This is a genomic window from Alcanivorax profundi (assembly GCF_003597125.1).
Taxonomy (GTDB): domain Bacteria; phylum Pseudomonadota; class Gammaproteobacteria; order Pseudomonadales; family Alcanivoracaceae; genus Alcanivorax; species Alcanivorax profundi.
The window spans coordinates 190,388-202,815 of record NZ_QYYA01000001.1 but is presented as its reverse complement, the minus strand read 5'-3'; the positions used below and the strand labels follow the sequence as shown (position 1 = coordinate 202,815).

The 12,428-nt window shown below is 58.8% G+C and carries 12 protein-coding genes; all 12 read right to left on the bottom strand.

The annotated features are described in order from the left end of the window. Nucleotides 1-22 precede the first annotated feature (22 nt). The 12 genes from D4A39_RS00895 to serC all read right to left on the bottom strand — a co-directional run bounded on the left by D4A39_RS00895 (nucleotide 23) and on the right by serC (nucleotide 12,310). A complete protein-coding gene (locus D4A39_RS00895; RefSeq protein WP_147393868.1) occupies nucleotides 23-760 on the bottom strand; it encodes a hypothetical protein in 738 nt (245 codons plus the stop codon). 81 nt (nucleotides 761-841) lie between these two features. Next, the gene (locus D4A39_RS00890; protein WP_022986126.1) at nucleotides 842-1,156 is read right to left on the bottom strand and encodes a ComEA family DNA-binding protein; all 315 of its coding nucleotides are present in this window, start codon (nucleotides 1,154-1,156) and stop codon (nucleotides 842-844) included. Nucleotides 1,157-1,244: 88 nt separating this feature from the next. Beyond that, entirely contained in the window at nucleotides 1,245-1,940 is a 696-nt protein-coding gene (gene pyrF / locus D4A39_RS00885; RefSeq protein ID WP_022986127.1) for an orotidine-5'-phosphate decarboxylase, read from the bottom strand. A 208-nt stretch (nucleotides 1,941-2,148) separates the two neighbouring features. Beyond that, on the bottom strand, nucleotides 2,149-3,318 hold the full coding sequence (gene lapB, locus D4A39_RS00880; RefSeq protein ID WP_022986128.1) for a lipopolysaccharide assembly protein LapB: 1,170 nt from the start codon (nucleotides 3,316-3,318) through the stop codon (nucleotides 2,149-2,151). Then, a complete protein-coding gene (locus tag D4A39_RS00875) occupies nucleotides 3,315-3,545 on the bottom strand; it encodes a hypothetical protein (RefSeq protein WP_022986129.1) in 231 nt (76 codons plus the stop codon). The genes lapB and D4A39_RS00875 overlap by 4 nt, the downstream gene beginning before the upstream one ends. A gap of 46 nt (nucleotides 3,546-3,591) precedes the next feature. Next, nucleotides 3,592-3,942, bottom strand: a complete 351-nt coding sequence (gene ihfB, locus D4A39_RS00870; protein WP_022986130.1) for an integration host factor subunit beta — start codon at nucleotides 3,940-3,942, stop codon at nucleotides 3,592-3,594. 66 nt (nucleotides 3,943-4,008) lie between these two features. Beyond that, complete coding sequence (rpsA, locus tag D4A39_RS00865; RefSeq protein WP_022986131.1) at nucleotides 4,009-5,691, bottom strand: 30S ribosomal protein S1; 1,683 nt, start codon at nucleotides 5,689-5,691, stop codon at nucleotides 4,009-4,011. 175 nt (nucleotides 5,692-5,866) lie between these two features. Beyond that, complete coding sequence (gene cmk, locus D4A39_RS00860; protein ID WP_022986132.1) at nucleotides 5,867-6,544, bottom strand: (d)CMP kinase; 678 nt, start codon at nucleotides 6,542-6,544, stop codon at nucleotides 5,867-5,869. After that, nucleotides 6,541-8,781 (bottom strand): bifunctional prephenate dehydrogenase/3-phosphoshikimate 1-carboxyvinyltransferase, encoded by a 2,241-nt coding sequence (locus tag D4A39_RS00855; RefSeq protein ID WP_119917330.1) that lies wholly within the window; start codon nucleotides 8,779-8,781, stop codon nucleotides 6,541-6,543. Before D4A39_RS00855 ends, cmk begins: the two co-directional genes overlap by 4 nt. 98 nt (nucleotides 8,782-8,879) lie before the next feature. Beyond that, nucleotides 8,880-9,992 (bottom strand): histidinol-phosphate transaminase, encoded by a 1,113-nt coding sequence (hisC, locus tag D4A39_RS00850; protein WP_022986134.1) that lies wholly within the window; start codon nucleotides 9,990-9,992, stop codon nucleotides 8,880-8,882. 141 nt (nucleotides 9,993-10,133) lie between these two features. Beyond that, entirely contained in the window at nucleotides 10,134-11,216 is a 1,083-nt protein-coding gene (gene pheA / locus D4A39_RS00845; protein ID WP_022986135.1) for a prephenate dehydratase, read from the bottom strand. Nucleotides 11,217-11,227: 11 nt separating this feature from the next. Next, on the bottom strand, nucleotides 11,228-12,310 hold the full coding sequence (gene serC / locus D4A39_RS00840; RefSeq protein ID WP_022986136.1) for a 3-phosphoserine/phosphohydroxythreonine transaminase: 1,083 nt from the start codon (nucleotides 12,308-12,310) through the stop codon (nucleotides 11,228-11,230). Between the last annotated feature and the right edge of the window lie 118 nt (nucleotides 12,311-12,428).

Here is a 12,428-nt window from a genome sequence, read left to right as displayed (position 1 = left end):
GGGGCCCTGCCCCTCCTGCAGGCTACTTGTTTTTCACTACGGGCCCCAGCAAAGGCACTACCGCCAGTCGCACACCTTCCTCAAGCGCATTCTCATCCGCAAACATGTCATCTTTCAGGTGGGTGCGTGGAATCTTGTCTTTGATTGTGTAGAAGTGCGGCAATACCAATCCACCATAACTGGTGGCCAACCAGCGCCCCTGACCATCGAAACTGTTTAGCTGTAATGATACCGCCCCGACACTGCCGTGCCAGCGAGAGAAGCGGGCATTATCGAGCCCATCGGTAATATTGGCGCGTCTGACTCCGTCCCATGTTGCGTATTTACCCGTGCTCTGCGCCTGGCGCTCTACCAAAGCGGGAAAAATCACGATGTCATGATCGCCCTCTGGATTAAGCTCCTGTAACAGCTCTTCGACAGCTCGGAAGTAGCGCTCTCGATCAAACTCACCAGAGGTAGCAGAGTAAATGCCGCCGACGTCTTCAATGGCCTGTTGCCAGGAAGCGTTAAACACGGGGACAGACACTGTTTCCACGGTATGGCGGGTTTGCAGATCCTCCACCAGCAAATGGGTCACAGCGCTTACACCATGACGGTATTCGTCCTTGTCAGGCGAAATGGGTAACAACAATATCGATGCCGGTGACGGCACACCACGATAGGCATCGCTGTAGTGATTGTCGGGGATCGATACCGTATTAGTGGTACATCCTGTGATCAGTGCGCCCAGGCACAGCAGTAAACCGTAAGTCTTTTTCACCATAATTCCCCGGCATCCGTGCACCAGAGGGGCCGTACTGCCCCCCTGGCAGGCCAGCGAAGCGCCAGCCCCGGGCAGACGTTACTGCACTGTAATACTGTCTCGCAAGCCAGCCAGCGTCTTTTCTCCGACGCCTTTCACCACCAGCAGCTGCTCCACACTGGTGAAGGGACCGTTCGCATCCCGCCACTGAATAATTGATTCTGCTGTTTTCGGGCCTACGCCTTTCAAAGACTGCAACTGGTCAACGTCGGCGGTATTGAGATTGACCCGGTCGGGCATGGTGGCGCTGGCCTCAGCGCTAGCCGGAGCAGGTTCAGGGGAGCTTTCGACAGCAAACGACAGACCACTCAAGGCCAGCGTAAGAAGGGTAAGTGCGATCTGAAATCCTTTCATGATTGATCTCCTTATAGTTGGAGATGGCACAATAAAAGGCCCTTTCAATGGCGTTTATCAGCCAGCTGGGGTAATCGTTGTCAGCCTATCAGGCCAGGCTCTGTAATATTTCGTCGACAACCAATGTAGGTTCTGCAGATTGGGTAATGGGTCGGCCGATCACCATGTAATCCACCCCGGCATCGCGTGCTTGCACGGGCGTCAGTACCCGACGCTGGTCTCCGGCATCACTCCCCGCTGGGCGAATCCCCGGCGTGACCAGCGCGAAATTCTGGCCACACGCCTGTTTCAGCAAGCTGGCTTCCTGAGCAGAACACACGACGCCATCCATCCCTGACGCTTTCGACAGCTCGGCCAGGCGGCGCACCTGAACCTGCGGTTCATCCACGATCCCGATCTGCGACAGGTCAGTACGGTCCATGCTGGTGAGCACGGTGACGGCAATCAGCAGCGGCCGGGTACGGTGATTGGCAATCGCGTTCGCGGCGGCTTCCATCATCCGCTGGCCACCGCCAGCGTGCACGTTGACCATCCACACCCCCATATCGGCAGCCGCTGCCACGGCACCGGCAACCGTATTCGGGATATCGTGAAATTTGAGGTCCAGAAATACCTCAAACCCTTTGCCATGCAAGGCCTCAACCACCGCCGGGCCACTGCGGGTAAAGATTTCCTTGCCGACCTTCACGCGCACCTTGGCTGGGTCCAGCTGGTCTGCCATGGCCAGGGCCTGAGCCTGATCGGGGTAATCCAGAGCGACAACAACAGGGCTGGAGATAGGCATGGTGGCTTCCTGAGTGGTGGGTAGGCGGGGCTATGGTAGGCGCTGCTTGGCAGTGGTTCAAGAATGGCCTGGCTTTGGCTCCTGCAGGCAATGCGTGATAGCAGACTGCAGGAGCGGCTTCGTAAAAACGCCGAGGGATCAAGAACTTTTCAGCCTTTCTTGATCGGGCGATAGCTCGTAGCTCACAGCAGATAGCTGATAGCTGCTTTCAAACCTCCTTCACCACCGGTTTGATGGTACCCCAGCGTTTGCAGCTTGGGCAGCGCCATTGCATCAGCGGGGTTTCGAACCCGCAGCGACGGCATTTGTAGAGACTCTTGTTGTTCACCAATTTTTCAGACAGTTGGCGAAGAGCGTCCAGATGCTCGCGCGCTTCACCTTCGGCAATGCCGGCCAGACTCATGTCGAGAATCTTGTTGAGACCACGCACCGACGGATTGGCCTTCATGTACTCGCCGATAAAGTCTGCCGCTTCCTTATCGCCATAGCGGGTTTTCAACGCCTCTGACAGCAGCAGGATGCGGTTTGTGCTGGGTTTTTCTGCACTGTAGTCAGCCAGCATCTGGATGAAGTGCTCATCCTTATCCTGGGCCTGATAACAACTGCGCAGCTTGTCCAGCACCTCGTCGAAGAAATCGCTGTCCTGGGTCCAGATACGCTGGAAAGCCTGAATCGCGGCTTCCCAGTTCTGCTCGTCCATTTCCAGCTCGCCTTCCTGAAAGCTGGCACGTACACAGTCATTATCGAATGACAGCGCACGGCGCAACATGCGACGGGCCGGATTGATGTCCTTGTCCTTTTTCAGGTTGTCCGCTTGCTCACAGCAATACTGCGCCAGCACCGAGGCCAATTGCGGGCTGTTCTTAATCAGCCGCTCACCCATGCTAATGGCGTTGACCCAGTCACGCTCCTGCTCGTACAGGCCCATAAGCTGCCGACAGACTTCATCCTTGGCTTCGCAGTCCTGATCCAGCATTTCCAGCAAAACCTGCTCGGCCAGATCAAAAATACCGCTGGCCAGGTAATCCTGGGCAAGCTCCAGCTGGATTTCTTCCTGGACCGAACGAGAAAAATCGCCATGCTCCAGCAGATGGGTGTGCAGTTGCGCGGCGCGGTCAAATTCACCCCGCTTGCGAAACAGCTTGCCCAGCGCAAGGTGGGTATCGAGCCCTTCAGAGCCCACATCCAGTCCGTTCAGCAAGGCTTCGATACCCTTGTCGGGCTCTTCATTCAGGAAAAAGTTGATCCCCGCCACATAGTCCTTGGACAAGGAGGCCATGCGACGACGCTGGCGGCGCTTGCTTTCACGCCGCCCGAGAAAAAAACCCGCTGCAATGGCAACAAAGAACAGCGGCATCAACCACAGGGATTCGCTCATGAAAACAGGCTCTTGATACCACGCAGACCGATACCCGCCACCAGCCCGGTCAACAGGCCAATAGCCAGAACTCCAATCACCAGCACACCGAGGGACACATCCCATTGCAGGTTATAGAGCACCAGATCCAGTGTGACCGCTTCACGGTTACTGGTCACAAACAGAAAAGCGATAAAGAAGATGGCCACCGCCGCCAGTATGACCACGATGCGATACAGGTTACGCATGTCAGGACTCCCTCACCGGCTATGCCGGCCTAGCGCAGGATACGAATTAGCTGGCAGCCGCCTGGCCACCGGCATCGCCGCTATCGGATTCTTCCCCGGCATCCATTTGCAGGGATTCGTTTACGCGTTCGCGCAATTCCTTGCCTGGCTTGAAATGGGGAACATACTTGCCGTGCAGCTCGACGCTGGCACCGGTCTTGGGATTACGGCCCACGCGGGGTGCGCGGAAATGGAGGGAAAAACTGCCGAAGCCGCGTATTTCGATACGACCTCCGCCGGCCAGGGAATCGGCCATTTGTTCGATCAGCGTTTTGACTGCCAGTTCCACATCCTTGGGTGACAGTTGGGTTTGCCGGTCGGCAATCCGCTCAATCAGTTCTGACTTGGTTAACGCCATTACAGCTTGCTCCCTGGGCTCCCTGCCCAGTGGGGTCGGCGAATGCCGACCCCGGGGAGGAGCCGATTAAGACTCGTTGCTGTTTTCCATCTGCTGCTTGATCAGATCACCGATGGTCTTCGGCGCGTTGGCATCCTGCTGTTCTTGCAGGTTGTCCATGGCCTCACGCTCATCAGCCTGATCCTTCGCTTTGATGGACAAGCTCAGTGCACGGTTCTTGCGATCAACGTTGACGATCTTGGCTTCCACTTCGTCGCCCACGTTGAGCACTTCGGTTGCATCGTTAACGCGGTCGCGGCTGATTTCGCTGGCACGCAGGGTACCTTCGACATTCTCAGCCAGCTCCACGGTGGCCGCTTTCGCGTCTACCGCAGTGACCTTGCCCTTAACAATTGCGCCCTTGTCGTTAGCAGCAACATACTGAGCAAACGGATCGTCTGTCAACTGCTTGATACCCAAGGAAATTCTTTCGCGCTCTGCATCGATGGACAGAACCACGGTTTCCAGCTCGTCACCCTTGTTGAAGTTACGCACGGCATCTTCGCCCTGCTCTTCCCAAGAGATGTCGGACAGGTGCACCAGACCGTCGATACCGCCTTCCAGACCGATGAAGATACCGAAGTCAGTGATGGACTTGATCTTGCCGGAAATGCGCTCGCCTTTCTGGTATTTCTGCTCGAAGGCATCCCACGGGTTGGACTGACACTGCTTGATACCCAGGGAGATACGACGACGATCTTCGTCGATGTCCAGGATCATCACTTCCACTTCGTCGCCGATCTCTACAACCTTGGACGGGTGGATGTTCTTGTTGGTCCAATCCATTTCGGAAACGTGAACCAGACCCTCTACACCTTCTTCGATCTCGGCGAAACAGCCGTAATCGGTCAGGTTGGTTACCTTGGCTTTCACCTTGGCACCTTCCGGGTACTTGCCCACGATGTCGTGCCACGGATCTTCGCCCAGCTGCTTCAGCCCCAGGGAAACACGCATCTTCTCGCGGTCGAACTTCAGTACCTTGACGTCGATTTCCTGGCCAACTTCCACGATTTCGCTCGGATGCTTGATACGCTTCCAGGCCATATCGGTGATGTGCAGCAGGCCGTCGATGCCGCCCAGGTCTACGAACGCACCGTAGTCGGTCAGGTTCTTCACGATACCCTTGACTTCCATGCCTTCCTGCAGGGATTCGAGCAGCTGCTCACGCTCTGCGCTGTGCTCGGCTTCCATCACCGCACGACGGGAAACCACAACGTTGTTGCGCTTCGGATCCAGCTTGATGACTTTGAAGTCCAGCTCTTTGCCTTCCAGGTGAGCAACGTCGCGCACCGGACGGATGTCTACCAGAGAGCCCGGCAGGAACGCACGGATCGGGCCGATATCGACGGTGAAACCGCCTTTTACCTTGCCAGAGATCTGACCTTTTACGATCTCGTCTTCGTCGAAAGCTTTTTCCAGCTCGCCCCACACTTCGGCGCGCTTGGCTTTTTCACGGGACAGGCGGGTGAAGCCCATGCCATCGTCGATGGCGTCTACGGCTACGTCGACTTCATCGCCTTCAGCGATTTCCAGTTCGCCTGCCTCGTTAACGAATTCGTCACGGGCAATAATGCCTTCGGATTTCAGGCCCGCGTTAACAGTTACCCAATCGCTGTCGATGGATACCACGGTGCCTTTAATGATGGAGCCACGAGCAACGTCGAGGTCCTTGAGGCTTTCTTCAAAAAGATCAGCAAAAGATTCAGTCATGTGTCTCTCGGTTTAATTCACATGCCAACCAGCAGACATGGGTTATGGATAATTGGACCCGCCCTCCCCAGCTGGCTTACTTTGTGAGGGAGTGACAGATCAGCCGCTTTACACGGAATCGCAATTACCCCGCGGCAGGGACTGCCGAAGGGTGTCGATAGGTGCTCACTGCGGGTCAGGCCAACTGGCGAGCCGCAGCCTCGTCGAGAATCCGGTTAACCACGTCATCAACCGAAAGCGTTGTGGAATCAATCACCACGGCATCGTCTGCCGGGCGCAATGGCGCCACCTCACGGTTCATGTCACGGTCATCCCGGGTGCGGATGTCCTCAACAAGGGTCGCGAGGGTAGCACCAAAGCCCTTCTCCTTCAACTGCTCAAAGCGCCGTCTGGCGCGCTCTTCAGCGCTGGCGGTGAGGTAGATCTTGAGAGGGGCGGAGGTAAACACCACGGTGCCCATATCGCGACCGTCAGCCACCAGCCCGGGAGACTCGGCAAAGGCCCGCTGACGGGCCAGCAGTGCATCGCGAACCGGCTGCAGAACCGCAACCTGGCTGGCCAGCTCGCCAACGCTTTCCTGACGAATGATGTTGGAGACATCCTCACCGGCCAGAATCACCGCCGTATCGCCCTGTTGCTCCACAAAGCGCACTGGCAGAGCCTTGGCCATGTCGACCAGGCGGGGCTCGTCATCCAACGCAACCCCTTGATTTCTCGCATGATAACCCAGGACACGATACAGCGCCCCGGAATCCAGAAGATGCCAGCCCATGCGTGCAGCCACCAGCCTGGCCACGGTGCCTTTGCCGGAAGACACCGGCCCATCGATGGTCAATACTGCCGCCTGGCTCATTTCACCTCCAGATTCAGGCCGGCATGACCGGCCAGCTGGGCAAAACCCGGGAAGCTGGTGGCCACATTGGCGCAATCATGGATGGTGATAGGGCCATTGGCACGCAGGGCTGCCATGGCAAAGCTCATGGCGATGCGGTGATCGCCGTGGGATTGCACTTCCCCACCGCCGAACGCCCCACCCGTAATGCGGATACCGTCGTCAAACACCTCATGGTCCACACCCAGCGCGGCCAGGCCGTCGGCCATCACCTGAATGCGGTCGGATTCCTTCACGCGCAGCTCTTCAGCGCCGTGCAGGATGGTGTCACCCTCGGCGCAGGCGGCAGCAATGAAAATGGCCGGGAATTCATCAATGGCCAGAGGCACCAACGCCTCCGGAATCACGATGCCTTTCAACGGCGCGGATTTGACCACGATATCAGCCACCGGCTCACCACCGGCATCCCGCTGGTTTTCCAGGCGAATATCGGCCCCCATCAGCTTGAGAATATCGATCACGCCGGTCCGGGTGGGGTTAATGCCCACGTGCGGCAGGGTCACGTCACTGCCTTCGGCAATGGAAGCGCCGACCAGGAAGAACGCGGCGGAGGAAATATCCGCCGGCACTTCCAGTTTGCAGGCCGTCAGCTTGCCACCGCCGTTGACCGCGCTGGTGGCGCCATCGCGACGCACCGCATAACCAAAGCCACCCAGCATGCGCTCGGTGTGGTCCCGCGTCGGTGCCGGCTCGGTCACCGAGGTTTCGCCTTCGGCATACAGGCCGCCCAGCAGTACCGCGGATTTCACCTGGGCAGAAGCCATGGGCAGGTCATAGTGAATCGCCTTGAGCGGCTGGCCACCGCGGATACGCACCGGCGGGCGACCTTCGTTGCCGGTGGTGATCTGGGCACCCATTTCCCGCAGGGGTTTGGCCACCCGTTCCATGGGACGCTTGGACAGGGAAGCATCCCCGGTCAGCTCCACATCGAAAGCCTGCCCCGCCAGCAAGCCGGTAAGCAGACGCATGGAGGTACCGGAGTTACCCATGTAGAGGGGTTTTTCCGGCGCTTTGAGGCCGTTTAGCCCGACCCCATGGATGGTCACCTGCCCATTCGCCGGGCCTTCAATCACCACGCCCATATCGCGGAACGCCTGCAAGGTCGCCAAGGCGTCTTCGCCTTCCAGGAAGCCTTCGACTTCCGTTACCCCATCTGCGAGAGAACCCAGCATGATGGAACGGTGGGACATGGATTTGTCGCCCGGCACGCGAATGCGGCCATTGAGCTTGCCACCCGGAGTCATCAGGTAGGTCGGGTTGGCCTTGCTTGAATCTGTCATGATGCTGTCTTCACCTAATTGGGCGCGGGTGTAGGACGTGCGCCCGTTCATGGCCATAAAGTGTGCCCGGGCCGAATTGGCACGGGTCATGATGCCCATCAGGGCATCGGAATCCCCTTTTTCCACGGCGTCGCGGAAGCGGTCGATACCGTCGCTGAACAGGCCCAGAGCCTGCAATAACGCCGCCTTGTTCTCGCGAAAGATGTCGTGCCACATCACCGGGTCGGAGCTGGCAATGCGGGTGAAGTCGCGAAAACCGCCGGCAGCATAGCGGAAAATCTCGTTGGAATCCCCCTGCCGGGCCAGGGTATCCACCAGCGAAAACGCAAGAAGATGCGGCAAATGGCTGGTTTCTGCCAGCACCTGGTCGTGATACTGCGGCGACATCTGCAGCACTTCGGCCCCCATGGCGGTCCAGATAGCGCGGACTTTCGCCGTGGCGGCCGGATCGGTGTCGTCCGTGGGCGTGAGGATGACCCGGTGATCCCGGTACAGCGTGGCGTCGGCCGCGCTGACACCGCTCTTTTCCTTGCCCGCGATGGGATGGCCGGGGACGAAGCGTGAGTAGTGCTCACCCAGCGCCTGCCGGGCGGCGCTGATCACGTTACCCTTCACACTGCCGCCATCGGTGACAATCGCGGTACGGGACAGCCCGGGTTTCAGCGCCGCCAGCACCTTGCCCATGGCCGACACGGGGGTAGAAACAAAGACCAGGTCCGCACCTTTCACGGCTTCGGCCAGATCCTGGCTGCCGTCATCGACCACCCCCAGGGCTATGCCCTGCTCCAGGGTACGCGCCGAGCGGGAACCCGCCACGATGGATCGTGCCAAGCCATTTTCGCGGGCGGCAGCGGCGAAGGAGCCACCGATCAGGCCGAGGCCGATGATGGCGATGCGATTGAAGAGTGGCTCAGACATCACGGCTCTCCGTAGGAGCGTCGCTGGCGGCGCGATTGGCGGTTGGTGATCGCGCCGCCAGCGACGCTCCTACGGCAGGGAATAGAACGTATTCGCGACTACCCATCGGCCAGATCCTTCAGCACCTTTTTCAGGGCCAGCAGGAAACGTTCGTTTTCCGGACTGGTGCCGATGGTCACCCGCAGATGATTAGGCATGCCGTAGCCACCCAACGGGCGCACGATCACCCCTTCCCTGAGCAGGCCCTCATAGACCGGCATGGCCGGCTGGCCACAATCAAACGCAATAAAGTTAGCCACGGAAGGAATCTGTTCCAGGTGGAGTGCCTGCAACCCCTCGGCAATCTGCACCAGCCCCGAGGTGTTCTCGCTACGGGAATTTTCCAGATGGTCATCGTCCTGTAGCGCCGCTTCCGCTGCGACCTGGGCCGGGGTATTCACGTTGAATGGCTGACGCACCCGGTTGAGCACGTCGGCAATTTGCGGGCTGGAGACACCGTAGCCCACCCGCAGGCCGGCCAGACCATAAATCTTCGAGAAGGTGCGCGTCACGATCAGGTTTGGGTATTGGCCCAGCCGATCGATGCCGTTGGGGTAATGGCTTTCTTCCACATATTCGAAGTAGGCCTCATCCAGCACCACAATGACCCGCTCGGGAATCCGCGACAGGAATTCGTCCAGCGCATGGGCATTGAACCAGGTGCCGGTGGGGTTGTTCGGGTTGGCCACGAAGATAACCCGGGTGCGCTCGGTCACTGCTTCCGCCATGGCCGCCAGATCATGACCAAACAGGTTGGACGGCACCTGCACCGGTCTGGCATTGCAGGCCAGGGTCACAATCGGATACACCGCAAAGGCATACTCGGAAAAAATTGCCTCATCGCCTTCCTGCAGGTAGGCGCGGGCAATCAGATCCAGCACATCATTGGAGCCATTGCCCAAGGTCAGCTGGTTGCTGGCCACATTCAGTTTTTCCGCCAGTGCCGCTTTCAGCGAAAAGGTGGCACCGTCCGGGTACAGGTGCAGCTCGTGCATATGCTTGAGCGCGTGCAGGGCCTTGTGGCTGGCCCCCAGCGGGTTTTCGTTGCTGGCCAGTTTGACGATATCGGAAACACCCAGCTCTCGCTCCAGCTCGTCGATGGGTTTACCCGGCTCGTAGGGCTTGAGCTGCTGGATACCGCTATTGGCTAATTGGATGTAATCGCAGGTCATGTGTGGGAGCTCCCTTTGCATCCTCTCTGCCAGCCTGGGCCGCAGGGAGGATCTGATCGGGGTCGGGCGCCTGAAGGCGGACGTCCGACGCAAAAACCGCAAAGCGTCCGACACCAGACGTCTGGCGTCAGACCCGACTTTCTATAGGACTGCCTTGGGATAGGACCCCAGTAGCTTGATGGTATTCCCGGCCGCTTCCAGCTTGTCCAGTACCGACTGCAGGTTGGCATCTTCCTTGTGGCCTTCGCAGTCCACAAAGAACACATAGCTCCAGTTAGCAGTGCGGGATGGACGGGATTCCAGCCGTGTCAGGTTGATGCCCTCGTCGCGGAACGGCGCCAGCACCTCGAACAACAGACCCGGGCGGTTTTTGCCGCTAATCATCAGGCTGGTCTTGTCCTTGCCGGAAGCCGGCGTGTCCTGACGGCCGATAATCAGGAACCGGGTGGTGTTATCCGGGCGATCCTCAATATTCCGTTGCACCGCCTCCAACCCATACAGCTCTTCCGCCATTTCGCCGGCGATGGCCATGGCATTCCACTCGTCCTTGAGACGACGGGCCGCTTCGGCATTGGAGCTGACCGCAATCCGCTCCACTCCAGGCATGTGGGCATCCAGCCACTGGCGACACTGGGCCAGGGTCTGCTGGTGGGAGTACACCCGGGTCACCTTGTCGCGCTGGGTGTGCTTGCCGGCCAGCAGGTGGTGGTGGATACGCAGCTCCACTTCACCACAGATTTTCAGTTCGGAGCTCATGAACGTGTCAAGGGTGTGGTTGACCACCCCTTCCGTGGAGTTTTCCACCGGCACCACCCCGTAATGGGCCGCGCCCGCTTCCACTTCACGGAACACTTCATCAATGGCCCCCAGCGGCACGGACTCTACGGCATGGCCAAAATGCTTCAGCGCTGCCTGCTGGGTAAAGGTGCCTTCCGGGCCGAGAAACGCCACCTTCATGCGCTGCTCCAGCGCCAGGCAGGCACTCATGATCTCACGGAAAAAGCGCGCCATGGTCTCGCCATCCAGCGGCCCCTGGTTTCGCTCCTTAACCCGGCGCAGCACCTGGGCTTCGCGCTCAGGACGGTAAAATACCGGATTCGGGTCAGTGGCGATTTTGACTTCTGCCACCTTGTGGGCCAGGGTCGCACGCTCGTTCAGCAGATCCTGCAGTTGCTGATCCAGCGCGTCGATCTGGTTACGCAAGTTGTCCAGTGATTCGGTCATGGCGTCCCCGCTCAGCCGTTACGTTTTTCAAAATCCGCCATAAAGGCAATCAGCGCATCTACCGCCGCTTCCGGTACGGCGTTGTAAATGCTGGCGCGCATGCCACCCACACTGCGGTGGCCTTTCAGGTTCAGCAAACCGGCCGCATCGGCTTCCGCCAGGAAAGTCTTGTCCAGAGCATCGTCTGCCAGCACAAAGGGTACATTCATCCAGCTGCGGCTGATTTTTTCCACCGGGTTGCTGTAGAAGTCGCTGCCATCAATGAAACCATACAGCTTTTCGGCCTTGCGCTGGTTGATTTCCGCCATGTTGGCCACGCCACCCTGCTTCTTGAGCCATTCGAACACCAGGCCGGCAAGGTACCAGGCGTAGGTGGGCGGGGTGTTATACATGCTGCCGTTGTCTGCATGGGTCTGGTAGTTAAGCATGGCGGGCACATGGGCACCGGCCTTGCCGAGCAGGTCTTTGCGGATAATCACCAGCGTCAGGCCCGCGGGGCCGATGTTTTTCTGGGCACCGGCGTAGATCATGCCAAAACGGTTCACGTCCACCGGACGGGACAAAATGGTGGAGCTCATGTCCGCCACCAACGGGGTCTCACCGACCTCCGGAATAAAGCTGTATTCCAACCCACCGATGGTTTCGTTGGGGCAGTAATGCAGGTAGGCCGGGTTAGCAGACAGCTTCCAACTCTCTTGAGGGGGCACCGTGGTGAAGTGGCTGTCTTCGCTGCTGGCCGCCACATTGATCTTGCCGTAGCGCCCCGCTTCCTTGATGGCTTTCTTGGACCACTGCCCGGTATTGATGTAATCCGCCGTTTCACCCTCGCCCAGCAGGTTCATGGGCACCATGGCAAACTGGGTAGACGCCCCGCCCTGCAGGAACAGCACAGCGTAATCGTCGCTGATGCCCATCAGGTCACGCAGGTCCTGTTCGGCCTTTTCGGCGATATCCACGAAGACCTTGTCCCGGTGGCTCATTTCCATGATGGACAGACCTTTGCCCTGGAAATCGAGGATTTCCTGTTGAGCCTGTTCCAGTACCGCCGTCGGCAACGCCGCCGGCCCTGCGCAGAAGTTATAGGCGCGGGACATCTGTGTTCTCCGTCTAATCAAAGAAGCCCGGCGAAACCGGGCTCGGGGTTATTCCTGTTTATCGGATCGGCCAAGCTGGCTGCAGAAGCATCGCTCACGACGCGATTCCAGCGTCAAA

Excerpts from the sequence above, each read along its gene's own strand:
- D4A39_RS00855 (WP_119917330.1), bottom strand. The coding sequence starts at position 8,781 with ATGTCTGAGCCACTCTTCAATCGCATCGCCATCATCGGCCTCGGCCTG.
- ihfB (WP_022986130.1), bottom strand. The coding sequence starts at position 3,942 with ATGGCGTTAACCAAGTCAGAACTGATTGAGCGGATTGCCGACCGGCAA.
- lapB (WP_022986128.1), bottom strand. The coding sequence starts at position 3,318 with ATGAGCGAATCCCTGTGGTTGATGCCGCTGTTCTTTGTTGCCATTGCA.
- pheA (WP_022986135.1), bottom strand. The coding sequence starts at position 11,216 with ATGACCGAATCACTGGACAACTTGCGTAACCAGATCGACGCGCTGGAT.
- hisC (WP_022986134.1), bottom strand. The coding sequence starts at position 9,992 with ATGACCTGCGATTACATCCAATTAGCCAATAGCGGTATCCAGCAGCTC.
- D4A39_RS00890 (WP_022986126.1), bottom strand. The coding sequence starts at position 1,156 with ATGAAAGGATTTCAGATCGCACTTACCCTTCTTACGCTGGCCTTGAGT.
- rpsA (WP_022986131.1), bottom strand. The coding sequence starts at position 5,691 with ATGACTGAATCTTTTGCTGATCTTTTTGAAGAAAGCCTCAAGGACCTC.
- pyrF (WP_022986127.1), bottom strand. The coding sequence starts at position 1,940 with ATGCCTATCTCCAGCCCTGTTGTTGTCGCTCTGGATTACCCCGATCAG.
- D4A39_RS00875 (WP_022986129.1), bottom strand. The coding sequence starts at position 3,545 with ATGCGTAACCTGTATCGCATCGTGGTCATACTGGCGGCGGTGGCCATC.
- serC (WP_022986136.1), bottom strand. The coding sequence starts at position 12,310 with ATGTCCCGCGCCTATAACTTCTGCGCAGGGCCGGCGGCGTTGCCGACG.
- cmk (WP_022986132.1), bottom strand. The coding sequence starts at position 6,544 with ATGAGCCAGGCGGCAGTATTGACCATCGATGGGCCGGTGTCTTCCGGC.